Annotated in this window: 19 protein-coding genes; 3 read left to right on the forward strand and 16 right to left on the reverse strand. The window is 65.3% G+C overall.

Annotated elements, in window-relative coordinates:
• Window positions 1-335: 335 nt before the first annotated feature.
• The gene (locus tag JQ603_RS34110) at window positions 336-3740 is read left to right on the forward strand and encodes an acyl-[ACP]--phospholipid O-acyltransferase (RefSeq protein WP_212346794.1); all 3405 of its coding nucleotides are present in this window, start codon (window positions 336-338) and stop codon (window positions 3738-3740) included.
• 4 nt (window positions 3741-3744) lie between these two features.
• Window positions 3745-4416 carry an alpha/beta fold hydrolase gene (locus JQ603_RS34115; protein ID WP_212346797.1) on the forward strand — a complete coding sequence of 224 codons (672 nt, stop codon included), beginning with the start codon at window positions 3745-3747 and terminating at the stop codon, window positions 4414-4416.
• Here JQ603_RS34115 and JQ603_RS34120 read toward each other — a convergent pair.
• The 5 genes from JQ603_RS34120 to tcuA are packed head-to-tail and all read right to left on the reverse strand — an operon-like array spanning window position 4409 to window position 8776.
• Window positions 4409-4975: a disulfide bond formation protein B gene (locus tag JQ603_RS34120; RefSeq protein WP_212346799.1), complete on the reverse strand. Its 567-nt coding sequence runs from the start codon at window positions 4973-4975 to the stop codon at window positions 4409-4411. The genes JQ603_RS34115 and JQ603_RS34120 overlap by 8 nt on opposite strands.
• Window positions 4976-4985: 10 nt before the next feature.
• A complete protein-coding gene (locus JQ603_RS34125; protein WP_212347111.1) occupies window positions 4986-5207 on the reverse strand; it encodes a DUF5993 family protein in 222 nt (73 codons plus the stop codon).
• Window positions 5208-5214: 7 nt separating this feature from the next.
• Window positions 5215-6321: a tricarballylate utilization 4Fe-4S protein TcuB gene (gene tcuB, locus JQ603_RS34130; RefSeq protein ID WP_212346801.1), complete on the reverse strand. Its 1107-nt coding sequence runs from the start codon at window positions 6319-6321 to the stop codon at window positions 5215-5217.
• Window positions 6322-6325: 4 nt separating this feature from the next.
• Window positions 6326-7354, reverse strand: coding sequence for an esterase (locus tag JQ603_RS34135; protein ID WP_212346803.1), 1029 nt, complete (start codon window positions 7352-7354; stop codon window positions 6326-6328).
• 30 nt (window positions 7355-7384) lie between these two features.
• Entirely contained in the window at window positions 7385-8776 is a 1392-nt protein-coding gene (tcuA, locus tag JQ603_RS34140) for an FAD-dependent tricarballylate dehydrogenase TcuA (RefSeq protein WP_212346805.1), read from the reverse strand.
• A gap of 160 nt (window positions 8777-8936) precedes the next feature.
• On the opposite strand from tcuA, the gene JQ603_RS34145 reads away from it, so the two are divergent.
• The gene (locus JQ603_RS34145; protein WP_212346808.1) at window positions 8937-9620 is read left to right on the forward strand and encodes a GntR family transcriptional regulator; all 684 of its coding nucleotides are present in this window, start codon (window positions 8937-8939) and stop codon (window positions 9618-9620) included.
• A 17-nt stretch (window positions 9621-9637) separates the two neighbouring features.
• Here the strand turns inward: JQ603_RS34145 and JQ603_RS34150 are convergent, their stop codons facing one another.
• From JQ603_RS34150 to mobB, 11 genes are all read right to left on the reverse strand, one after another.
• Entirely contained in the window at window positions 9638-10717 is a 1080-nt protein-coding gene (locus JQ603_RS34150; RefSeq protein WP_212346811.1) for a HupE/UreJ family protein, read from the reverse strand.
• A gap of 18 nt (window positions 10718-10735) precedes the next feature.
• The gene (ybaK, locus tag JQ603_RS34155) at window positions 10736-11209 is read right to left on the reverse strand and encodes a Cys-tRNA(Pro) deacylase (RefSeq protein WP_212346814.1); all 474 of its coding nucleotides are present in this window, start codon (window positions 11207-11209) and stop codon (window positions 10736-10738) included.
• Window positions 11210-11461: 252 nt separating this feature from the next.
• The gene (fdhF, locus tag JQ603_RS34160) at window positions 11462-14230 is read right to left on the reverse strand and encodes a formate dehydrogenase subunit alpha (RefSeq protein ID WP_212346817.1); all 2769 of its coding nucleotides are present in this window, start codon (window positions 14228-14230) and stop codon (window positions 11462-11464) included.
• Window positions 14227-15930 carry an NADH-ubiquinone oxidoreductase-F iron-sulfur binding region domain-containing protein gene (locus JQ603_RS34165; RefSeq protein ID WP_212346820.1) on the reverse strand — a complete coding sequence of 568 codons (1704 nt, stop codon included), beginning with the start codon at window positions 15928-15930 and terminating at the stop codon, window positions 14227-14229. The genes fdhF and JQ603_RS34165 overlap by 4 nt, the downstream gene beginning before the upstream one ends.
• Window positions 15931-16215: 285 nt before the next feature.
• Window positions 16216-16497, reverse strand: coding sequence for a hypothetical protein (locus JQ603_RS34170; RefSeq protein WP_212346823.1), 282 nt, complete (start codon window positions 16495-16497; stop codon window positions 16216-16218).
• An 86-nt stretch (window positions 16498-16583) separates the two neighbouring features.
• On the reverse strand, window positions 16584-18236 hold the full coding sequence (locus JQ603_RS34175) for an OFA family MFS transporter (RefSeq protein WP_212346825.1): 1653 nt from the start codon (window positions 18234-18236) through the stop codon (window positions 16584-16586).
• Between the two features lie 343 nt (window positions 18237-18579).
• Window positions 18580-20604, reverse strand: a complete 2025-nt coding sequence (locus JQ603_RS34180; protein ID WP_212346827.1) for a sensor histidine kinase — start codon at window positions 20602-20604, stop codon at window positions 18580-18582.
• Window positions 20597-22030: a sigma-54-dependent transcriptional regulator gene (locus JQ603_RS34185; protein ID WP_212346828.1), complete on the reverse strand. Its 1434-nt coding sequence runs from the start codon at window positions 22028-22030 to the stop codon at window positions 20597-20599. Before JQ603_RS34185 ends, JQ603_RS34180 begins: the two co-directional genes overlap by 8 nt.
• A 121-nt stretch (window positions 22031-22151) precedes the next feature.
• Window positions 22152-22385 (reverse strand): sulfurtransferase TusA family protein, encoded by a 234-nt coding sequence (locus JQ603_RS34190; protein WP_018643991.1) that lies wholly within the window; start codon window positions 22383-22385, stop codon window positions 22152-22154.
• Between the two features lie 46 nt (window positions 22386-22431).
• A complete protein-coding gene (locus tag JQ603_RS34195) occupies window positions 22432-23688 on the reverse strand; it encodes a molybdopterin molybdotransferase MoeA (RefSeq protein ID WP_212346830.1) in 1257 nt (418 codons plus the stop codon).
• Window positions 23689-23697: 9 nt separating this feature from the next.
• On the reverse strand, window positions 23698-24225 hold the full coding sequence (mobB, locus tag JQ603_RS34200) for a molybdopterin-guanine dinucleotide biosynthesis protein B (protein ID WP_212346832.1): 528 nt from the start codon (window positions 24223-24225) through the stop codon (window positions 23698-23700).
• Window positions 24226-24342 lie beyond the last annotated feature (117 nt).

Here is a 24342-nt window from a genome sequence, read left to right on the forward strand (position 1 = left end):
TCGAATGCAAGGAAAGGCCGCAATGAAGGGCTTACCATTTGCCGACATTCGCAGCCGATGTCGCGGGCCTCACCGGTGCGGTTCAGTTTTTGCTCACGGCCCGTCGCATATCCCGGTCGGAGCGGCCCTTCCGCCCAAAGCTGACGCGGCCGCGTCAGGAAATTTGCGAACCAAACAAGACCATTTGGAGACCAACAGGATCAGAGGGACCAGGGGGACAGAGCAGACCGACGACAACAGCCACTCTGCAATCGTTCGTCCCATGCCCTTCCGGTCGTGACACTTTCACCGCCAACGTATCAACCTCAGGCTGCCTTTCCAAAACAGGACTAGTCATGATCAGGGAATTGATGTCGTCACGCCGCTTCGCGCCGCTGTTCTGGGCGCAATTCTTTTCGGCGCTCAATGACAACGTGCTCAAGAACGCACTCGTCATCATCCTGCTTTACAGCGCCGCGACCGGCCATGGCGATGCGCTGGTGACGGTGGCAGGCGCCGTCTTCATCTTCCCCTACTTCATCCTGTCCGGGCTCGGCGGCCAGCTCGCCGACAAATACGTCAAGTCCGTCGTCGCACGCCGGCTCAAATTCGCCGAGATTTTTGCCGCAGCCTTCGCCGCCGCCGGCTTCTTCCTGCATTCGGTGCCGCTGCTGTTCGCAGCGCTCGCGCTGTTCGGCACCATCGCCGCCCTGTTCGGCCCGGTGAAATACGCCATGCTGCCGGACCAGCTCGAGCTCGGCGAACTCGCGACCGGCAACGCGCTGGTCGAAGGCGCGACCTTCATGGCCATTCTGCTCGGCACCGTCGCCGGCGGCCAGTTCGTCGCCGGCTCCGCGCATATGGGCTGGGTCGCCTCCGCCGTGGTCGTGCTGGCCCTGCTGTCCTGGGCTTTCGCCTCCCGCATTCCGCAGACAACGCCCTCCGCGCCCGACCTGCCCGTTGACGCCAATCCCTGGACCTCGACGCTCAGCCTGCTGAAGACGCTCTATGCCGACCACCGTCTGTGGGACGGCACCGTGATCGTCTCCTGGTTCTGGCTGGTCGGCGCCATCGTGCTGTCGCTGCTGCCGGCGCTGATCAAGGAAGTGGTCGGCGGCACCGAGGGCGTGGTGACGCTGTGCCTTGCGATCTTCGCGATCGGCATCGCCATCGGCTCGCTGTTCGCCGCAAGCCTGAGCCACGTCCGCCCCAATCTCGCGCTGGTGCCGATCGGCGCCATCATCATGGGCTTTGCCGGCCTTGATCTCGCCTGGGCCATCGGTGTGACCACCAAGGGCCAGGACATCACCGCGGTCGATTTCGCGACCTCGTTTGCTGGCCTGCGCATGCTGGCCGACTTCGTCGCCTTCGCATTCGGCGGCGGCCTGTTCGTGGTCCCCTCCTTCGCTGCGGTCCAGGCTTGGTCGGTCCCCTCCGAGCGCGCGCGCATCATCGCCGCCGGCAACGTGCTGCAGGCTGCCTTCATGGTGATCGGCTCGCTGTTCGTCGCGCTGCTGCAGGCGGGCGGACTGCATGTCGGCTGGATCTTCTTCGGCCTCGGCCTCGCCAGCTTCGGCGCGGTGTGGTTCGTGCTGACGAAATGGGGCAAGGAAGGCGTGCGCGATGCCGGCGGACTTTTGTTCCGCGCCCTCTTCCGCACCGAGGTGCGTGGCCTCGAGAACCTGCCGCCTCCGGGCACGCGCATGCTGATCGCGCCCAACCATGTCAGCCTGATCGACGGCCCGCTGCTGCACGCCGTGCTGCCGATCGAGGCAAGTTTTGCGGTCGATACCGGCATTGCCAAGGCCTGGTGGGCCAAGCCGTTCCTGCGCGTGGTCAAGCACTACACCATGGACCCGACCAAGCCGCTGGCCGCGCGCGATCTGATCAAGCTCGTCGCCGCGGGCGAGCCTGTCGTCATCTTCCCGGAAGGACGCATCACCGTCTCCGGCTCGCTGATGAAGGTCTATGACGGCACCGCGATGATCGCGGACAAGGCCGACGCCGTGGTCGTGCCGGTCCGCATCGAAGGTGCGCAGCGCTCGCATCTCAGCTATCTCAACTCCAGCCAGATCAAGCGCTCGTGGTTTCCGCGCGTGACGGTCACCATCCTGCCGCCGGTCAAGCTTCCGGTCGATGAAGCGCTCAAGGGCAAGGCGCGCCGCAATGCCGCCGGCGCCGCGCTCCAGGACGTGATGATCGATGCGATGGTCAAGAACGCCATGCTCGATCACACCCTGTTCGAAGCGCTTGGGCACGCCTATCGCGACCGCGACACCGGCAAGGTCATCATCGAGGATGCGCTCGGCACCAAGCTGACCTATCGCAAGCTGATCCTCGGCGCGCAGGTTTTGAGCCGCAAGCTCGAGACGGGCACCGCGGCCGGCGAGAATGTCGGCGTGCTGCTGCCGAACTCGGCGGGCGTCGCCGTGGTCTTCATGGCGCTGCAAAGCATCGGCCGCGTCCCGGCAATGCTCAACTTCTCGGCCGGCCCGGTCAACGTCCTCGCCGCCATGAAGGCCGCACAGGTCAAGACCGTGCTGACCTCGAAGGCCTTCATCGAGAAGGGCAAGCTCGACAAGCTGATGGCCGCGATCTCCGCGGAGGCGCGCGTCGTCTATCTCGAGGACGTCCGCGCCTCGATCGGGCTGGCCGACAAGATCAAGGGCCTGCTCGCGGGCACCGCGCCGCGCGTCGCCCGCCAGGCCAACGATCCGGCCGTCGTGCTGTTCACGTCGGGCTCGGAAGGCACGCCCAAGGGTGTGGTGCTCTCCCACCGCAACATCCTCGCCAACGCGGCGCAGGCGCTGGCGCGGGTCGACGCCAACGCCAATGACAAGGTGTTCAACGTGCTTCCGGTGTTCCACTCATTCGGCCTGACGGGCGGAATGATGATGCCGATGCTCGCGGGCATTCCGATCTACATGTACCCCTCGCCGCTGCACTACCGCATTGTGCCCGAGCTGATCTACCAGACCGGCGCCACCATCCTGTTCGGCACCGACACGTTCCTCACCGGCTATGCCCGCTCGGCGCATGCCTACGACTTCCGCACCCTGCGCCTCGTGATCGCCGGCGCCGAGGCGGTGAAGGACCGCACGCGCCAGGTGTTCATGGAGCGCTACGGCATCCGCATCCTCGAAGGCTACGGCGTCACCGAGACGGCGCCGGTGCTGGCGATGAACACGCCGATGGCCAACCGTCCCGGCACCGTCGGCCGGCTCTCGCCGCTGATGGAAAGCCGCCTCGATCCGGTTCCCGGCATCGAGGAAGGCGGACGCCTCTCGGTGCGTGGGCCGAACGTGATGCTCGGCTACTTGCGGGCCGAGAATCCCGGCGTGCTCGAAAAGCTTCCCGAGGGCTGGCACGACACCGGCGACATCGTGGCGATCGACTCCGCCGGCTTCATCACCATCAAGGGCCGCGCCAAGCGCTTTGCCAAGATCGCGGGCGAAATGGTCTCGCTGTCGGCGGTCGAAGCCATCGCGACGGCGCTGTGGCCGCAGGCCGCTTCGGTCGCGGTGTCGATCCCGGACCCGCGCAAGGGCGAACGCATCGTGCTGCTGACGACGGAGAAGAACGCCGAGCGCAGTGCGATGCAGGCCCAGGCCAAGACGATCGGCGCGTCCGAGCTGACCGTTCCCGCAACCATCATGGTGGTCGACAAGGTGCCGCTGCTCGGCACCGGCAAGACCGATTATGTCACCGCAACGACGATGGCCCGCGAGCAGGCATCCGCGCCGGACCGCGAGGTGGCGTAGACGAATGCGCGAGGCGCCTCAATCAGGCGACGCGCGATGCCCCGGAGTGGTTCTGCTTCACGGCATCGCGCGAACCTCGGCGTCCCTGACCAAGCTGGAACGGGCGCTCCAGGCGAGCGGGTTCACGGCGCTCAACATCGACTATCCCAGCCGCAGCAAGCCGATCGCGGCCATCGCGGACGACATTCATCCGGCGGTCGCCCGTTTCGCCGAACGTGACGCGCCGCTGCATTTCGTCGCGCATTCGATGGGCGGCCTCGTCGCGCGCGCCTACATTGCAAGACACCGCCCGGCCCGGCTTGGCCGCGTCGTGATGCTGGGCACGCCGAACAGCGGCAGCGAGGTCGCCGATCTCCTCAGCGGATCCCGCCTCTACCGCGCGTTCTACGGCCCGGCTGGACTTGAACTTACGACTGCGATCCGTGCCCTGCCCTCTGTGGACTACCCCGTTGGCGTGATCGCCGGAAGCCGCTTCATCGATCCCGTCGCCGGCCTCTTGGTTCTGCCGAAGCCCAATGACGGGCGGGTGTCGGTGCAGAGCGCGATGCTGGCCGGCATGACCGACCATATCGTCGTGAAGGCGTCTCACACCGGGCTTCCGCGTCACGCCGCCGCGATCGAACAGACGATCGCCTTCCTGCGCGACGGCCGCTTCCGCGCCGCCTCCGTCACTTGAGCAGGAGATAGCGGACCGGGTTGTCGTCGCACTGACCTGCGCCGCACTCCAGCACGGTGGACAGGAGATTTGCGGCAACCAGCAATGCGAAGATCGCGAAGACCGTGTTGGATGCGAGCCCGACCATGGGCGCATCCCCCTCTCGCTTGCCGGCCGCATCCTTCAGGACAAGGACCAGAGCGACATAGCACACGACGCCTACCGCGGCGATGAGCGCCCAGGTGTAGAAGTGCAGCCCGAACAACGCCGAGCCGTATCCGGGATCGCCGGGCGCCAGATGCAGAGACACCTGCCGGATCGCGATGAAGCCGGTGACGAGGCTGGCGATGAGGATCATCGCATAATGCGACGGACGCTCGCCGAGGCGCAGGTTGAACAGGAACCCCATGCCTATCGCGATGAACCCGGCCCGTTGCAGCAGGCACAGCGGGCAGGGCAATTCGCCAAGCGCAAGCTGATAGATGAACGCGACCGTCAGGATCAACGAGATCCCGAGCAAGCCAAGCGCATTCAGAATCGCGCCGACCGGCCGTTGCTTGCTCGTATCAACGATGCTCATCTCGACACCGTCAGAAAGAGAATTTCAGCGGATCGGTCGCGTGATGGAAGAACCACGCGACGGTGACGACAATTGTTGCGCTCCAGAGCAGATAGCTCAGTCCCGCGCGCGAACGCCAGACGCTCGCGCAACCCGCGAGCGCCAGCAAGAATGGCAAAAACATATACATGAGCGCGGGCTCCCCAAGCGATTCGCGCTGTGCGCGAGCCGAGAAGACATACGTCAGCCCCATACGCCCCTCAAGAGCCCGCCTCGCTGCGGCGCTCCTGCGCATAGCGCACCAAAGCCACGAAGCGGTAGATGCCGTGGACGAACTTGCCGTAGGGCATGGTGATGAACAATGCGAACACGGCGCCGAGGTGCAGCGCGAGCAGCGGCCCCATGGCCGTGGTCTCGCGCATAATGAGAAGCAGCATGCCGGTGAGACCGGTCAGGAACAGCATGGCGATGAAGCCGACATCCATGCCGTAGCGGTTCTCGTCGAGCAACGCCGGATCGCGCTGCGTCTTGGCCGCGAACAGGCCGATCGGCCCGATGATCAGACCGATGCCGCCCAGCGTGCCGAGCACGACCGGCAGGTCCCACCACGGATATGGCGCCTCGCGCCCCAGCAGATAGTGATAGAGCGTCGCGACCGAGGTTGCGGCAAAGCACAGCAGGAAACCGTAGAAGGTCAGGTGATGATAGAGCTTGCGCCGGTCTGTCGGCTTGTCGTCCTCGTTGTAGCAGCCGACGCCGCCGCCATGGAGATAGCGCAGCTCGCCGGCATCGCGGATCGCCTGGAAGATCGAACCACCGTCGGCCCGGCCACCGATAGCTGGACCGATGTCGCGCCAGAACGCGCGCACGCTCATGACGAGGGCCAGGATGGCGTAGATGAAGGCGGCGCTGAACAGCGCGGCCATCGCATTGTGCGGCATGAGCTTGTAGAACGCGCCCGGCCCGGTGTGAACACCGAACAGCACGCTGTGGTCGTTGAGCGCGGCGAAGCCGAGGATGAAGCCCGCCATGCTGAGCGCGGCGATGATGCTGATGACGAGACCGTTGCGCGCGAAGGCACCGGACAGCGCCGGCGGCCAGGCATAGGCCGCATAGGACTCGGCGCGCGCCACCGCAAGCGTCTTGGGAACGTTGACATTGAACTCGTGCGGCGGCGAGAACTGGCAATCGACGTAGCAGGCGCCGCAGGAATGGCAGAGATTGGCGAGATAGTTGAGGTCGCCGTCGGAGAAGGCGCGCCGCATCTCCATCGCCGGAAACACCGCGCACAATCCTTCGCAGTAGCGGCAGGAATTGCAGACCGTCATCAGACGGTCGGCCTCGTCGAGGATTTGGGTTCCGTGCATGGGTCTACTTCGCCAGGCCCTTTGCCTCGAGCCATTTCTGGATCAGGCCAGCGACCTCGAGGTTGTTCTTGTCCATCATCACCATATGCGAATTGCCCTTGATGCCGGCCTGCGGGAGGTCGACGATGTCGACGCTGCCGCCGGCCGCCTTGATGGCGTCCGCAAAGGCGACGCCGTTGGCGCGAATCTTGGGCCAGCGCGAGTCGCGCTCGATATAGTCGCCATAGATGATGAGGGTTGGAATGTTCTTCAGCACATCCGCCTTGGCGGGATCGCCGATGCCGGCCGGCTCGATCGCGATCAGCGCCTTGACCTTGTCTGGCCGTGCCTGCGCCACCTTGAAGCCGAAGCTGCCGGCCTGGCTGTGGAACAGGATCACCGACGGACCGACGCGGTCGACCTCGGCGATATAGGCGGCAACGGTCGCATCGTCAGTCGTGGTCCAGCGCGGCACGTTCTGCTTGACGAAGTTTTCGTAGCCTTCGACGGGAAACCGGTTGCCCGGCAGCACTTTCCGCTTGGCGGGATCCATGTCGTAGGAGTTGGGTCCGTCGCCGATGCGGAAGCGCTCAAACGGATTGGACGTGGTGAGGAAAACCGGCTCGCTCTTGAAGATGTCAGGATATTGCGCCCAGCCTGCGCGCCCGCGCTCCACGGCGTCGGAATTGTAGACCGCCCATCCCTTGCGCAGAAAGTAGTTCAGCCAGCCTTCGCGGCCGTCGGGCGTGGTCTCGTAGGTGACTCCGGTCAGTCCGCCGCCATGCCACATCAGCAGCGGATAGGCCCCCTTCTCGTTGGCCGGCAGGAAATACTGCACGTACATCTGCTCGACCTGATAGGTGCCGTTGGGATCGACCTTGGCCGGCACGCCGCCGGGCGTGAACATGACCTCCTTCACCGGCTTGCCGGAGATTTCGACCAGACGCCCACCGACGTGGAACGACCCCATGTCGCGCAGCGTGATGGGCTCGGCAGCGCGGGCGTGGCCGGCGATCAGCAGCGCTGTGATCGAAGCGATGGCAATGCGTGACATGGTTTCTCCCATCATCTTTCTTCTTGATCCCTAGTTCCTGGCGTTGCGCGCCGCTTCGCGTCCCGCAATCCGCCCGAACACGCTGCCGATGGTCATGCCCATGCCGGCCGCATAACCCTTGCCGAGCACATTGCCCGCCATGATCTCGCCGGCCGCGAACATGTTGGCGGACGGCTTGCCGTCAGCCATCAGCATGCGCGCCTCCTTGTTCACGCGCGTGCCGAGATAGGTGAAGGTGATGCCGGGCCGCACCGGATAGGCGAGATAAGGCGGCGTCTCGATTTTGCGAGCCCAGTGGGTCTTGGGTGGCGTGATGCCCTCGGTCACGCAGTCATCCAGAATCGTGTGGTCGAAAGTGCCGGGCCGCACCGCCGCGTTGAACTCGGTGATGGTCTTTTCCAGCGCGGCCGGATCGAGCTCCAGCTTGCCGGCAAGCTCGGCGACGGTCTGTCCGGCGATCGGCGGGAACAGCGTCGGCATGAAGCTCGTCACGACGGTGGAATCGAAGATGATGTAGGCGATCTGGTCCGGCTGGGCCGCGACCAGCCGGCCCCAGATCGCGTAGCGCTTCGGCCAGATGTCCTCGCCCTCGTCGTAGAAGCGCTGCGCGTACTTGTTGACGACGATGCCGAACACGACGGAGTCATGGCGCGTGATGATGCCGCCGTCGAATTTCGGCGCGCGGGCGTCGATCGCGACCGCATGGCACTGCGTGGGGTCGCCGACCTCCTGCACGCCCTTGTCCAGCAGCATCTTCAGGATCGAGCCGCGGTTATAGGGCGTGCCGCGGATCAGGAAATTATCGGCGGCCTCGCCCCAATATTGCTTCAGCCATTCGATGTTGGCCTCGAAGCCGCCGGCGGCGGCAACCAGCGACGTGGCGCGGATCTCGGTCTCGCCCTTGATCGGTCGCTTGAGGCGCGCTGCGAGGAACATGCCGTCCTCGATCACGAGGTCGGTGACCTCGGCGTCGTATTCGACATCGACGCCGAGCCGCTCCGCGGTCAGATACAACGCATTCAGCATCGCGCGGCCGCCGCCGAGGAAGAAGGAGTTGGTGCGGCCGAGGCTGAGCGTGCCGCCGAGCGAGGGCTGCCAGCGCACGCCCTGCTCCACGATCCAGTTCAGGATGTCCTTGGACTCCCGGATCATGTGGCGCGCGAGTTCCTCGTCGGTCTGCCCGCCCGTGACCAGCAGCAGATCCTTCCAGAACTCCTCCTCGGTGTAGGGACCAGTGAGGATTTCGGTCGCGGCGTCATGGGCGCAGCGCATGTTGCGGGTGTGGCGGGTGTTGCCGCCGCGATAGAATTTTGGCGCGCCTTCTAGCACGAGGACGGAGGCACCTCCGCGCCGGGCGCTGATCGCCGCACACAGTGCCGCGTTGCCGCCGCCGATCACCAGCACGTCGTATTTATTGCTCATGCCGTCTGCCCGATGCGACGAAGTTAGAGACATTCTGCCCGCCGGCCGGCACGGATCAACAGCGCCCGCCATTGCGTACTTTTGTATACAAAGATATACAGAGACGTCGCAAGCGACATCTCTGCATGGGCAGGATGCGCTTGGCGGCCGACGAGGATGCATGGCCAAGCGCCCGGCAAAGACAAGCGGATCAATCGGGCGCGGCGGCGGCGTGGCACTGGGCGAAGCCGTGTTCCGCTCGCTGTGCGAGGCGCTGCAGGCCGGCAACTATCGCGCCGGGGACCGTCTCCGCGAGGAGGAGGTCGCGCAGCGGCTCAAGGTCAGCCGCACGCCGGTGCGGGAAGCGCTGGGGCGCCTTGCGGCACGTGGCTTCGTCGAGCCCGCCGGCGGCCGCGGCCTGATCGTCCGCAACCTCGACATCTCGGAGGTGCTCGAGCTCTACGCCATGCGCGAGATCATGGAAGGTGCCGCCGCGCGTCTTGCCGCCGGGCATGCCTCGGCCACGGAGATCGACGCACTCAGGGATATCGAGCAGGCCTTTATCGGGGCGTCAGAGACCGACGCCGCCGAGATGGCTCGGCTCAACCGCGCCTTTCACGAGGCGATCTGCCGCGCGGCGCGCAACCGTTATCTCGACAACGCCTCCCGCGAGTTGCAGGACTGGATCGCCCTGCTCGGCCCGACCACCTTCACGGTGACAGGCCGCCCCTCGACCAGCCACGGCGAGCATCAGGCGATCATCGACGCAATCGCCGCGCGCGACGGCGACAAGGCCGAGCAGCTGGCGCGCGCGCATATCCGCGAGGCGCTGCGCTGCCGGCTGAAATTGTTGCAAAAGCAATAGGCCGATCGCCGACGCGATCACGCCTCGAACACACGCATCAGCAGCCAGTAGCCGCCCAGAAGACCGATCATTGCGGACATCGTGTAAACCAGCCGCGCCGCCCGCGCCGGCTCCGCCCGGTCGACCGCAGTCAGCCTGTCCAACAGGCCAAGCGCCGGCACCATCAGCGTGACGATCGCGATCTGCCCGATCTCGACGCCGATGTTGAAGGCGGCCAGCGCCGGGACGATCGCATCCGGCGGCAAGCCGATCTCGCGAAGCGCGCCGGCGAAGCCAAAGCCGTGGATCAAGCCAAACAGAAAAGCCACGCGCCAACGCTTGTCGACGTCACGCGAAAAGAAGTTCTCGACCGCCACGAACACGATCGAGGCCGCGATCGCGGGCTCCACGATGCGGCTCGGGATGATCAGGACATCCAGCGCTGCCAGCGATAACGTCAGGGAGTGAGCAATAGTGAAGGCGGTGACGATCTTGATGACCGGGCAGAGCCGGCGCGCCCACAATACGACTGCGATCAAAAATGCGATGTGATCGTAGCCGAGAAGAATGTGTTCGATGCCGGCCAGGAGATAGCGCCGCATAGTCGAGAGCAGCGACGGCGGCAGCGTCGAGAGCGTAACCGTCGTATTGCCGGCGTCGAGCAAGGCCTGCGTCTCGGACTTGCCCAGCGCGATCAGCACCACCTGGCGCGCGGTCTTGTCCTTCTCGGTCAGCACCGTGGAGCGATAAACGATGTCGCCGGCCAGGTTCGCGCAGGCGAATTTGTTGCGATAGATGAGGCCGTCACCATCAGGCAGGATCGCGGCATCATCCGGCGGGCAGGCCGTGCCGCCGCCTGTCACGGCCAGGTGCCTGTCAAAGTAGGCAAGGATGACGGCCCTCATCGCTTCCACCGCGGCCGGATCGACCGCATCCTGCCTCACATCATAAGTCTTCGCGCCGATCAGGCGATCGACATCGCTGCCCTTCAGCCCGAGCTCGACGGTCACCATGCGGTCGCCTGTCAGCGCGACACGAGCCGTCACGAGGTTGATCTGATGCGCCTCAGCCGGAAGGCAGAGCAGGGCCAGGAGCCACGGCAACAGCGGCCACCTCACGATCCCGCTCCATCGCCTTCACGCCAGCACATCCGCGACGACCGCCTTCAGGACATCCCGCACGTCGGTGGGCTTCAGCCGCACCTGCAACCCACGCTGGCCGCCATTGAGGTAGACCAGGTCGTGAAAGAGCGCGCTCTGCTCGATCACGGTGCGCACCGGCTTGCGCTGCCCGAACGGGCTGATGCCGCCGACCTTGAAGCCGGTGACACGCTCGGCCTCGGGCGGCTTCATCATCTGCGCCGACTTGCCGCTCGCCGCCGCCGCGAGCTTCTTCATCGAGACCTCCTGGTCCGACGGAACGACCACGCAGACCGGCTTCCCGTCCACCAGCGCCATCAGCGTCTTCAGGACACGTGCCGGATCTTCGCCCAGCGCGGCGGCCGCCTGCAGCCCGATGCTCTCGGCGTCGGGATCGTAGTCGTAAGCGTGGACGGTGAAGGCAACACCGGCGGCGTCAAGCGCGCGCGTGGCTGGGGTGACTTTGGACATGGGCGATGTGTAGCATCGGTGCGGCACGGCGCGAAGGGATGGCAGCGCGGGGTTTATGCACGCCATATCCTCAGATGTCGTCCCGGCGAAGGCCGGGACCCATACCGCGTGATCTTTCCATTGCGGATGGTCGCAGTCCCGAACGACTACCCTCCGCCAAACTGCTCCCTGGGGTTATGGGTCCCGGCCTTCGCCGGGACGACACCGAATGTTTGGCGGCCTTGCGCCACCCAAAGGCGGCGAGCCAGCCCCCTACTCCGCCGCGTCCCGCATCTCCGCGCGCTCGGCCCTCGCCGCGCAGAACTTGAACTCCGGGATCTTGCCGAACGGATCGAGCGCGGGGTTGGTGAGCAGGTTCGCCGCCGCCTCCGCGTAGCAGAACGGCATGAACACCATGTTCTCCGGCACGTCGCGGTCGGAGCGGACCTTGACCTCGACGGCGCCGCGGCGGGTCTCCAGGCGAATGAAATCGCCCGGCGCGAGCTTCTTCTTGCGCATGTCCTTCGGCGACATGAAGGCGACCGCCTCGGGCTCGATCTGGTCGAGCACCTGCGCGCGGCGAGTCATCGAGCCGGTGTGCCAGTGCTCCAGCACGCGGCCGGTCGACAGCACCATCGGATATTCGGCGTCGGGCAGTTCGTCCGGCGGGACGACCTTCGCCGGCACGATCTTGCCGCGTCCGCTCGCGGTCGGGAATCCCGTGGTGAAGATGATCTCGTTGCCGGGCTTGTTCGGATCGTCGGCTGGATAGGTGACGGCGCCTTCGCGCACCAGCCGCTCCCAGCTGATGTTCTTCAGCGACGGCATCAGTTCCGCCATCTCTGTATAGACGTCGCCGGGCCCGGCATAATTCCAGGGCAGGCCCATGCGCTTGCCGATCTCCTGGATGATCCAGAGGTCCTGGCGCGCATCGCCCGGCGGCTTGATCACCTGGCGCGCGAGCTGCACGCGGCGGTCGGTGTTGGTGAAGGAGCCGTCCTTCTCCGCAAACGCGGAGGCCGGCAGGATGACGTCGGCGTGGAAGGCGGTCTCGGTGACGAAGAGATCCTGCACCACGAGATGATCGAGCATCGCGAGCGCATGGCGCGCATGCTGCAGATCCGGGTCGGACATCGCGGGGTTCTCGCCCTCGATGTACATGCCCTTGATCTCGCCGGCATGGATCGCGTTCATGATCTCGACCACGGTCAGGCCGCGCACGGGATCGAGGTCCTGCTGCCACAACTTCTCGAAAGCCCCGCGCATGTCGTCGCGGCCGACCGGCTGGTAGTCCGGCAGGAACATCGGGATCAGGCCGGCGTCGGAGGCGCCTTGCACGTTGTTCTGGCCGCGCAGCGGATGCAGGCCGGTGCCGGGACGGCCGACCTGGCCGGTGATCAGCGCCAGCGCAATCAGGCAGCGCGCATTGTCGGTGCCGTGAACGTGCTGGCTGATGCCCATGCCCCAGAAGATGATCGAGGATTTTGCCCGCGCATAGGTGCGCGCGACCTCGCGCAGGGTCTGCGCCGGGACGCCGCAGATCGGCTCCATCTTCTCCGGCGTGAACTCCTTGATCTTCTCCTTGAGGTCTTCGAATCCCTCGGTGTAGCCGGCGATGTACTGGTCGTCGGTCAGGCCTTCGGTGATGATCGTGTTGATCATCGCGTTCAGCATCGCGACGTCGGAGCCGGGCTTGAACTGCAGATGCTTGGTCGCATGCCGCGACAGCGACTGCCGGCGCGGATCCATCACGAACAGTTTTGCGCCGTTCTGTTTGACCGCGTTCTTGATGAAGGTCGCGGCGACCGGATGGTTCACGGTCGGATTCGCGCCGATCACGATGATGACTTCGGCATCCATCGCGGCGGAGAACGGCGCCGACACCGCACCGGAGCTCAGGCCCTCGAACAGCGCCGCGACCGACGAGGCGTGGCACAGGCGCGTGCAATGGTCGACATTGTTCGAGCCGAAACCGGTGCGCACCAGCTTCTGGAACAGATAGGCCTCTTCGTTCGAGCCCTTGGCCGAGCCGAAGCCGGCCAGTGCCTTCACGCCCTTCTCGTCGCGGATCTTGACGAGACCCTTGGCGGCGATGTCGAGCGCCTCTTCCCAGCTCGCTTCACGGAAATGCGTGAACGGATTGGCCGGGTCGACCTGGTCGTTGGCGTCCTTCTTCGCATTCGGCAGCCGCACCAGCGGCTTTGTCAGGCGATGCGGATGGTGGATGTAGTCGAAGCCGAAGCGGCCCTTGACACAGAGGCGATTGTGGTTGGCGGGACCGTCACGGCCTTCCGCATAGATCACCTTCTCGTCCTTGACCTCGTAGGTCACTTGGCAGCCGACGCCGCAGAACGGACAGAGCGAGTCGACCTTCTTGTCCGCGTAAGTCACGCGGGTCTGGTTCTCGTCGAGCATCACGGCCGGCATCAAGGCGCCGGTCGGACAGGCCTGCACGCATTCGCCGCAGGCGACGCAAGTGGACTCGCCCATGGGATCGTCGAAATCGAACACGATCTTGGCGCCATGGTTGCGGTAGGCCATGCCGATGACGTCGTTGACCTGGACCTCGCGGCAGGCGCGCACGCACAGGCCGCACTGGATGCAGGCATCGAGATTGACGCGCATCGCCGGATGGCTGGCATCGGTCTCCCAGCGCTCGGCGGCGGGGAAGCGGCTTTCGGTGACGCCCGTGGTCTCGGCCCAGTGCCAGAACTTCGAATCCGGATCGTGCGAGGTCTCGCGCGCCGGTTGGTCGGCGACGAGCAGCTCCATCACCATCTTCTGCGCGGCGGTCGCGCGGGCGCTCTCGGTCTTCACCTTCATGCCGACCGACGGCGTGCGCTTGCACGATGCAGCCAGCACGCGCTCGCCCTCGATCTCGACCATGCAGGCGCGGCAATTGCCGTCGGGGCGATAGTCGGGCGCGGGCGAATAGCAGAGATGCGGGATGTCGCGGCCTTGCCGTTTTGCGACCTGCCAGATCGTCTCGCCAGGTTTGGCTTCGACCTGTTTGCCGTCGAGCTCGAACGTAATCTTCGTCATTCGGCCGCTTCCTTGAACTCGTCAGGGAAATATTTGATCACGGAGGACAGCGGATTCGATGCCGCCTGTCCGAGCCCGCAGATCGAGGCGTCGCGCATCGCCTGGCTCAATTCTTCCAGCAAGGCACGGTTCCAGACCGGCTTCTGCATCAGCAGCGCCGCCTTCTGGGTTCCGACGCGGCACGGCGTGCACTGGCCGCAGCTCTCATCCTCGAAGAACTTCATCAGGTTCAGCGCAGCCGCGCGCACGCTGTCCTTCTGCGACAGGATGACGACCGCGGCCGAGCCGATGAAGCAGCCGTATTTCTCCAGCGTGCCGAAATCGAGCGGGATGTCATCCATCGATGCCGGCAGGATGCCGCCAGACGCGCCGCCCGGCAGGTAAGCATAGAACGTGTGGCCGTCGGCCATGCCGCCGCAATATTCGTCGATCAGCTCGCGGATCGTGATGCCCGCGGGCGCGAGCTTCATGCCGGGATTCTTGACGCGGCCCGAGACAGAGAAGCTGCGCAGGCCGTGACGCTCATGGCGGCCATGGCTCTTCCACCAGTCGGCGCCCTTCTCGACGATGTCGCGCACCCACCACAGCGTTTCCACGTTGTTGATGAGCGTCGGCAGGCCGAACAGGCCGACCTGGAACGGATAAGGCGGCTTGTGCCGGGGCAGGCCGCGCTTGCCCTCGATGCTCTCGAGCAGTGAGGACTCTTCGCCGCAGATGTAAGCACCGGCGCCACGCCGCATATGCAGCGTCGGACCGCCGGCGGGCAATTTTGCGATCTCGCGCTCGAGGATCTCGCGGGAGGCCGGATATTCGTCACGCAGATAGATGTAGACGTCGGAGGCCTGCACCACATGCGCGCCGATCAGCATGCCCTCGATGAAGCGGTGCGGATCGGTTTCCAGATAGTAGCGGTCCTTGAACGTGCCGGGCTCGCCCTCGTCGCCGTTGATGGCCATCAGCCGCGGACCGGGCTCGCCCAGCACCGCGCGCCATTTGCGTCCCGTCGGGAAGCCGGCGCCGCCGAGGCCGCGCAGCGAGGCATCGTCGAGCGACTTCAGGAGGTCGTCCTTCGACAGCTCGCCCGAGCGCAGGCGGCCCAGCAGCTTGTAGCCGCCGCCGGCAACATAGGCGTCGTAGTCGATATATTTGGGGAGATGCGCGTGGGTGTCGCCGGCCTTCGCGGCCGCCATCACATTGGCGACGGTCGCATGATCGACGAAGTTGTGTCCGACTTCAGCGGCCGGTGCGGTATCGCAGCGACCGACGCAGGGCGCGCGCACGACGCGGATGCCGGGCCCCGATGCGCTCTGCAAATCCTCGAGCAGCTTCTCGCCGCCGAGCATCGCGCAAGTGAGAGAATCGCAGACGCGGATCGTCAGCGGCGCGATGTCGGGCTCGCCTTCCTTCACCACGTCGAAATGCGCATAGAACGTCGCGGTCTCGAACACCTCGGCGAAGGAGAGCTTCATCTCGTCGGCGAGCCCGGCAAGGTGCGCGGCCGAGATCTGGTGATACTTGTCCTGGATCAGGTGCAGATATTCGATCAGAAGATCGCGCCGCCGCGGCCTGTCGCCGAGCAACTGCTCGATCTCGTGGGCGGCGGTCGGATCGACCTGCCGCCCCTTGGGCGTGGCCTTGGCTCGCTTCCGTCCCTCGCCCGGATGTTCGAACGAACGGACCTGCTGCACGTCGTGGCTCATCGATTCGTCTCGATCTCGTCTTTTAGAACGGCTCCAGTTCTAGCTTCTGGCATGCCAGATGCCAAGCGAATTATCATGCTCGCGGAAGCATTTAAGCGCAGCTCAAGGGCAACCCTGGATCGCTGCCCGGACACGGCCTTGCGTTCGCCCAACGCGCCAACTGATCAAACGAAGCCTGAATTGGTCTGGAGATCAATAAAGGCTTCCTATGCTGCGATAGCGAAATCGTATCGAGCTCCCGCGCCGAGGTTACAGGTGACCCTCCATGCCCCGATGCTGATAGGGTCAGCTCTTGCCCATGCACTCCTCGATATAGAACCAGCGATCGTCGCCCGCGAGGCCCTTGGCCTTCACATCCTTGCGGCACTCCTTGAGCTTCGGCTTGTTGGCGCTCCACTTGGCCTTCATGTCCTTCAGCTTCTGCACGGTCAGCTTGATCTTGCCGGGCTTGGCCTCGGTCGCGGCGGGCGGCGTTGGGGCCGGTGCCGCAGCGGTCTGTGCGGATGCGGATTGCAGGGCGCCGGCGACGAGCAGCATGGCGGCGGCACAAACGAGTTTACGAACCATCGAATTCCCCCAGGGGTCATTTTGAACAATCGAGATGGCGGCGGGAGCGCGCGCATGGTGCGCTCCCGCTCGCGATGAATGGGCGATCAGAAAATCTTGACCGCGCTCTCCAGCGTCTTCCAGACCCCCCAAGCCAAGGGAACGCCGACGAACGCCCAGAACAGCGCCGCCTTGGCGTCGAGCCCGCCAAAGCCGATGCCGTAGGAGCCGTGCGGCCCCGCGGCGGCGGCGCTGGCGCTCGCCGCCTGCAACTTGGCGACGTCGGCATCCTTCATGTGCCACTTCGCATCGACCGGCTTGACCAGATAGTTGCAGATCAGGCCCGCGATCAGCATCGCGCACAGGATGTACATCGTCGTGTTGTAGAGCTGGTCGCGCGGCACGCCGGCCGCGAGCTGGAACTCGCGGATGTAGTTCACGACGACCGGGCCGATGATGCCGGCCGTCGACCACGCCGTCAGCAGCCGGCCGTGGATGGCCCCGACGAACTGGGTGCCGAACATGTCGGCGAGATAGGCCGGCACGGTGGCGAACCCGCCGCCATACATCGACAGGATGATGCCGAAGCCGAGCACGAACAGGAGCTTCGAGCCCATCGCCGCAAAGGTCGGCGCCAGCGCGTAGAGCACGATGCCGAGGATGAAGAAGGTGTAGTAGGTGTTCTTGCGCCCGATCTTGTCCGACAGCGACGCCCAGAAGAAACGGCCGCCGATGTTGAACAGCGACAGCAATCCGGCGAAGCCGGCGGCGATCGCCGCGATCTGCGCCTTTTGCCCGGCATCAAGCGCGTTGAAACCGACGTCCGGCAGGCCGATCAGCTTGCCACCGAAGATCTCCTGGAGCATCGGCGAGGCCATGCCGATCACGCCGATACCCGCCGACACGTTCAGGCAGAGCACCCACCAGATCAGCCAGAACTGCGGGGTCTTGTGCGCGTCGTTGAGATGGACGTTGTTCTTAGAGATCATCGCGTTGGCCTTGACCGGCGGGGTCCAGCCCTCGGGCTGCCAGCCAGGCGGCGGCAGGCGATAGCGGAATGCGCCGATCATCATGAACACGAAGTAGATGACGCCCATCGCGACGAAGGTCTCCCAGACGCCGACCGAGGTCGGGGTCTTGAAATAGTTCATCAGCAGGTTCGCCAGCGGCGCGCCGATCATGGCGCCGCCGCCGAAGCCCATGATGGCCATGCCAGTCGCCATGCCGCGGCGATCCGGGAACCACTTCACCAGCGTCGACACCGGCGAGATATAGCCAAGGCCGAGGCCGACGCCGCCGATCACGCCCGACCCCAGCCACAACAGCCAGAGCTGATGGGTGTAGACGCCGATCGCACCGAGGAACAGGCCACCGCACCAGCACAGCGCCGAAACGAAGCCGGCCTTGCGCGGACCCACGCGCTCCAGCCAGCCGCCCCAGACCGCGGCCGCGATACCGAGCAGCACGAAGAACAGCGTGTACATCCAGCCCATGCTGGCGACCTTCCAGTCGCAGCTGGTCGTGAACAGCTCCTGCAACAGCGAAATGTCACCGCAGGTCTTCGGCGCAGTCACGCCGATCGCGCGCGACAGCGGCAGCCAGAACACCGAGAAGCCATAGGCCATGCCGATGCAGAGGTGGATGCACAGCGCCGCCGGCGGCACCAGCCAGCGATTGAAACCGGCTGTCGCGATCGTGCGTTCACGATCGAGAAAGCCGGAGGCACCAACAGGTGCAAGAACGGTATCGGCAGTTGACATAAGCATTACCTCCAAAGCGTGGCCTTACTGGCGCATTGGTTTGAGACCGGTCGCACGCGTGCTTGGCAGCCGCGCATGACCGGTCGAACTTCATGCCGAAGTGGAATCGCCTGGCGCGCATCTCGTCGTGTGCGCCGAGCAAGCAGCTGCTCGCGGGTGATGTCCCTTCGCCTCGCGAGCAGCGTTGCAGTGACGGCTATCGCGCCCTCATCCCCCTCAACACCCTGTCTTGGGATGAGCAACGCCCGTGCCAGAAGTCGCGCTGTGATGAATCAATGACTTCCCGCAGCGCAAAGTACTGCGCGGGACAAAATGTCCTGAAATCCCCGGACAAAATGTCCAATCAAGCCGCCTCGGGCAGCCACACCGTGAATGTACTGCCGGAACCGACGCGGCTCTCCGCCGTGATCTGTCCGCCCTGGCGCTTGATCAGCGTCTGGCTGATGGAGAGGCCCAGCCCGGTGCCTTGCCGCCGTTTCGTCGTGTAGAAGGGATCGAAGATCTTTTCGATCACCTCAGTGCTCATGCCGATGCCGGTGTCGGCGACCTCGATGGCGACGCCTTGATGGCCGTCGCGCTCGGCATCGAAGGCGCGGAGCGTCAGGGTTCCGCCATCCGGCATGGCGTGGATCGCGTTGACGATCAGATTGACCAGCACCTGCTGCAGCTCGTTGCGGTTCATCAGCACCAGCCGGCTGGCGCGGTCGTCCCTGACGACGGCAATCTCGGTCTTGTTCAGGAGATGCTGCACCAGCGGCAGACAGTCCGAAATGATGCTTGCCGGCGCATGGCGCTCGACATAGCCGGCATATTCCTCCGGCCTTGCAAACTGCAACAGCTTGGTCACGATCTGGCTGATGCGGTGAATCTGCTCGTCGAGCAGGCGGAACTCGACCCTCGCCTTGTCGGCATCGGCCCCGAACACGCTGCGGATGACGTCGAGATTGCCCTGCATCACCGCGATCGGATTGTTGATCTCGTGTGCGACGCCCGCGGTGATCTCGCCGATCGCAGCCAGCTTCTCCGACATGATGAGCTGCTTGGTGGTTGTCTCGAGCTTGAGATTGGCGTGCTCGAGGTCCCGGGTCCGCTCCCGCACGCGGACGTTCAGCTCCTCGTTCCATTCCCGGAGCTGCCGGTCACGTTCCTGGATCTGGTCGAGCAGGCTGTCGAGATGAACCGCGACGCGGCCGATCTCGTCACCCGAGACAGGCATCTTGGTGCGGGCGGAGAGGTTCCCCCGCTCCACCTCGCCGATCGTCGCGGTGACGCGCTCCAGCGGCATGAAGATCGAGCTCGCCCAGCGCAGAAAGATCGGTACGGTCGCGGCCGTGATCGCGATGAACGCCGCGATGACGATCACCAGCGTCTGGTATTTGGCTTCGCTGAAAGGCTTTTCCAGAAAGCCGACATAGAGCATGCCGACGCGCTTGCCGTAACTGTCGACCAGCGGCTCGTAGGCGGAGATGTACCAGTCATTGACCACAAAGGCGCTGTCGAGCCAGGTGCGTCCCTCGCCCAGCACGGCCGAGCGTACCGCCGCCGAGACGCGCGTGCCGAGCGCGCGCCGTCCCTCGAACAGACGGACGTTGGTCGAGATCCGCACGTCCTCCAGGAACAGCGTCGCGGTGCCCTGGCTGCCCTCCGGCAGGCTCGCCGCGCGATAGACGAGGTCGTTGATCGTGTCGATGAATTCGAGATTCTGGTTGAGCAGCGTGCCGCCGACCAGCGCCGCGGCGCCGCCGTCGGGCAGCATCGCGCGGCTCGCCGCATGCACGACCATGCCGCGCGTCTCCGTGCTGCGGTCGGTCGGCACCGCATTCGGCGTCGGCACGAGGTCGAGGCGCGCGCGCTCGGCCAGGGTCGGCGAGATCGCGGCGAGCTCGTCATTGCCGAAAATGTCGATGCCCGTCGCCGGGACCTGCCCCGACAGCGCCGACATGATGATCGGCCAGTCATTTCTCGGTTGGTGCTGCAACGGCGGCGATGAGGCCAGGATGTCGCCGCGGACGTTGGTCAGATACAGGAAGTCGAGACCGATTTCCTTGCGGGTCTCGTCGAGCAGATCGCGCAGGGAGCCGCGCGCATCCGGCGCCAGCACCTCCTGGAAGCGGGCCGACAGGCTGAGCGCCCGGAGCTGGACGCCGGTCTTTTCGAGGATGCGGGCGAGATATTGGTGGGCGATGGTGAGATCGCCGTTCACCTTGGAGATCAGGGTCGCGTCGAATTTTGCGTTCCAGCGATAGATCGCAACGCCGAGCAAGAGCGGCAGGATGACCAGCATCGGCAACAGCGCGATCGCGAGCAGGCGGAAGCGGACGGAGCGCCCCCGCACGGGTTCATCGCTGCGGCGTGCCGCATCAGACATCCCACAACGCGCATTTGCGGTCGATGGTCTTGCGCGAGATACCGAGCCGCCGCGCCGCCTCCTCGCGATTGCCATTGACCTCTTTCAGCACGCCGAGAATGTGACGGCGCTCGAGCTCCGCGAGACTGTCGGCGGGCGCGGACTGGCCGTCGTTGCGGGGACCGGCGAAGTCGTCGGGGAAAGCGCCGAGAATCAGCGTCCGCTCGATCAAATTGCGCAGCTCGCGCACATTGCCCGGCCAGTCATAGCTTGCGAGCGCCGCGCGCACCGAAGCATCGATCGGAACCGGCGGCATGCCGAGCTGAGCCGACAGCTTGCTCATGAAGATGGCGGCGAGCTCCTGCACGTCGTCGCCGCGATCCTTCAGAAGCGGCAAGTGGATCTGCATCACGTTGAGGCGGTAGAACAGATCGGCGCGAAAGCGGCCCTTCTCGACCTCCTTCTGAAGCTCGGCATTGGTTGCGAAGATGAAGCGCAGGTCGACCGGAACCTCGCGCTCGGAGCCGACGGGACGGACGCGGCGATCCTCGAGCACGCGGAGCAGCTTGCTCTGCATCGGCAACGGCAGCTCGCCAATCTCGTCGAGGAACAGCGTGCCGCCATGCGCATACAGGAACAGGCCTTCGCGTCCGGAATCGGCGCCGGTAAAGGCGCCCTTGATGTGTCCGAACAGCTCGGCCTCGATCATCTCGGGCGGGATCGCCGCGCAATTCACAGGCACGAAGGGCTTGTCGGCGCGGTCTGACAGCGAGTGGATCGAGCGCGCTGCCACTTCCTTGCCGGTGCCGGATTCGCCGGTCAGGAGAACCGAGGTCGGCAGGCGCGCGACGCGTGCGATGGTCTCGCGCACGCGCAGCGTCGGCGCCGACTGTCCGATCAGGTTGTCGCGCAGGAAGGTGCGGTCGGACGAGGCGCGCAAAGCATAGCGCAGCACATAGTTCTCGCGCTGGAGGCGGACACGGTCGAGGCATCTCGCCACCGCGTTGAGGATCTGGTTGGAGCGGAACGGCTTGAGCACGAAATCGGCCGCGCCGGCGCGCAGGGCCTGGATCGCAGTGTCGAGGTCGGCATAGGCGGTGATCAGGATCGCGTCGGCGAAAAAGCCGACAGCGCGCTGCTCCGCGAGCCAATCGACGCCATTCTTGCCCGGCATGATGTTGTCGAGAATGACGACGTCGTAGCGGTTGGAATCGAGCTTGCGCGATGCCTGATCGGTGTCGGCCGCCTCGTCCACCAGCTTGCAGCGCGGCGCAAGCGTGCGCACCAGGAAATTGCGCATGCCCGGCTCGTCGTCGACGATCAGGATGGAGGCCTGCGACAGTGCGCTGAACTCGGGACCCGTGGCCGTCTTGCCGAGCTTGACGGCAGGCTCGCGGGCGGCCGCGGAACCTGCAGCTGCGCTCGCCTTCGATGTTGAGAGATTCATGCCCGACGTCTTAGGTTTGAGATCATCCACCGCAACCGGCCTTATCGCACTGCAGCGAAGCTCCGGCCGTTCCCCGTGGGAGCACCATAGTCAAGCGTTGCGGCGGTGAACATTCGCCTTTCTACGGGCCGTCGCTCTTTTCGACCAGGAACACGATGCGCGCCTCGTTGCGCTCGGTGATCTCGACCTTGTCGCCGGTTTCGCGGATCAGGTTGGGGATGTCGATCACCGAGAGGGGATCGGTGCAGTGGACCTCGAGCTGGTCCCCTGCCTTGAGCGGCTTGAGCGCCTTGCGGGTCTTGAGGGCCGGTAGCGGGCATTTCAGCCCGGTGAGATCGAGTGTCGTCCTGGTCATCGCGGCAACATGGCGGGGCGGGCCGGCGGCGTCAACGCGTGGGGCATCAGATCAGGCCGGCATAGGACAGGAAGCCGACGCTCTGCCCAGGCTCGACGCCCGTGACGGCTTCACCGAGCTCGACCAGGCCGTCGGTCTCGACCAGCGACGACAGGAGCCCCGCACCCTCGCGCGGAAACTTGGTTACCTCGAGCGCACCGTCCTGCCCCTTGCGCAGGAAGACGCGGACATATTCGCGCCGGCCTTCCTTCTTCCTGTAGGTGAAGGCGGCACGGACGGGGATCGGAACGATCGGCTCCGGGAGGGCACCGGCCAGCGCCAGCACCGTCGGCCGCACCACATGGACGAAAGTAACGAAGCTCGCGACGGGATTGCCGGGCAAGCCGATCAGCGGCGTGCCGCCGATGATGCCCATGGCCACGGGACGGCCCGGCTTGATCGCCATCCGCCACAGCACGAGCGAGCCGACGCTCTCGACCGCCGCCTTGACGTGGTCCTCCTCGCCGGTCGAGACACCACCGGTGGTGAGAATCAGATCATGCGCGCCTGCCACCTGCTTCAGGCCGCTCGCAAGCGACGTTCGCTCGTCGCGCAAGATGCCGAGATCGCTGACCTCGCAGCCGAGCCGGCGCAGCATCGCCATCAGCATGAAGCGATTGGAATCGAACAGCTGCGAGGCCTCGCGCGGCTCGCCGGGCGAGGCCAGCTCGTTGCCGGTCGAGAACACCGCGACGCGGAGGCGCCTGACGACGTCGAGCCTGACAAGGCCGAACGCCGCAGCAAGGCCGACATGCTGCGGCCGCAAGCGCTGGCCGGCGCGCAGCGCGACGTGTCCCTTCGGAATATCCTCGCCGGCAGGGCGGACATTCGCGCCCGGCTTCAGCCCCGGCGGCAACACGATCCTGCCGGAAGCATCGATGCGGACATCCTCCTGCATGAAGACGGTTTCGGCGTCCGGCGGCATCGGCGCACCCGTGAAGATGCGCGCGGTGTGGCCGGGCTTGATCGGTGCCTGCGCAAGACCGCCGGCCTGGATGCGGCCGTCGAGCGGGAATGCCTGCTCCGTAGCTTGCGGAAGGTCAGCGTTGCGCACGGCGTAACCGTCGACCGCCGAGTTGGTGAACGGCGGCAGCGGTAGGGGCGCTGCGATATCGCGCGCCAGCACGCGCCCGTCGGCATCGACGAGCCCCACGGTTTCCAGATCGACGATCGCGTTGACGCGCGTCGTGATCAGGCCAACGGCCTCGTCGACCGACATCATCGGTCCGCCGAAGGCAAAGCAATCGTCTGACAGTTGCGCCATGGTGCCTCGTCAGCGTATCGCGGCGCTCTTCGCCACCGCTTCCTCGACCGGCATCGCCGCGCGCAGCAGCAGCGCGGCCACAGCGGGGATATCATCGAGATGGACGGTCGGCAGCCGGGTTTCAATGGCGGTGTCGGTCGCGATCCCGGCGATTCCGGGGTCGTCCGGAAACAGCAGCGGCTTGCCATTGGCGGCGCGATGCACCTCGATCTTGCGATGCGGCTCGCGCTTGAACCCCTCGACCACGACGAGATCGACCGCCGAGAGCTTGCTCAATAATTCCGGCAGCCGCGGCTCCGCCGCGCCGCGCAATTCATGCATCAAGGCCCAGCGATTCGACGAGGCAACCAGGACTTCTGCCGCCCCGGCCTCGCGATGCCGCCAGGAATCCTTGCCGGGCACGTCGACGTCGAACTGGTGATGCGCATGCTTGATGACGGACACGCGCAGGCCTTGCGCGTTGAAATGCGGGATCAGCCGCGTCAACAACGTGGTCTTTCCCGCACCGCTCCAGCCTGCAAGGCCGATGACGTTCATAACCGTTCGATCTCCGCCAACGGCTCGCTAGCCGATGGAACCCGCCGGCCTATCCCCGTCATTGCGAACGAAGCGAAGCAATCCAGACTGTCACCGCGAATATAATTCTGGATTGCT

Source organism: Bradyrhizobium liaoningense, assembly GCF_018130825.1.
GTDB lineage: Bacteria > Pseudomonadota > Alphaproteobacteria > Rhizobiales > Xanthobacteraceae > Bradyrhizobium > Bradyrhizobium liaoningense_B.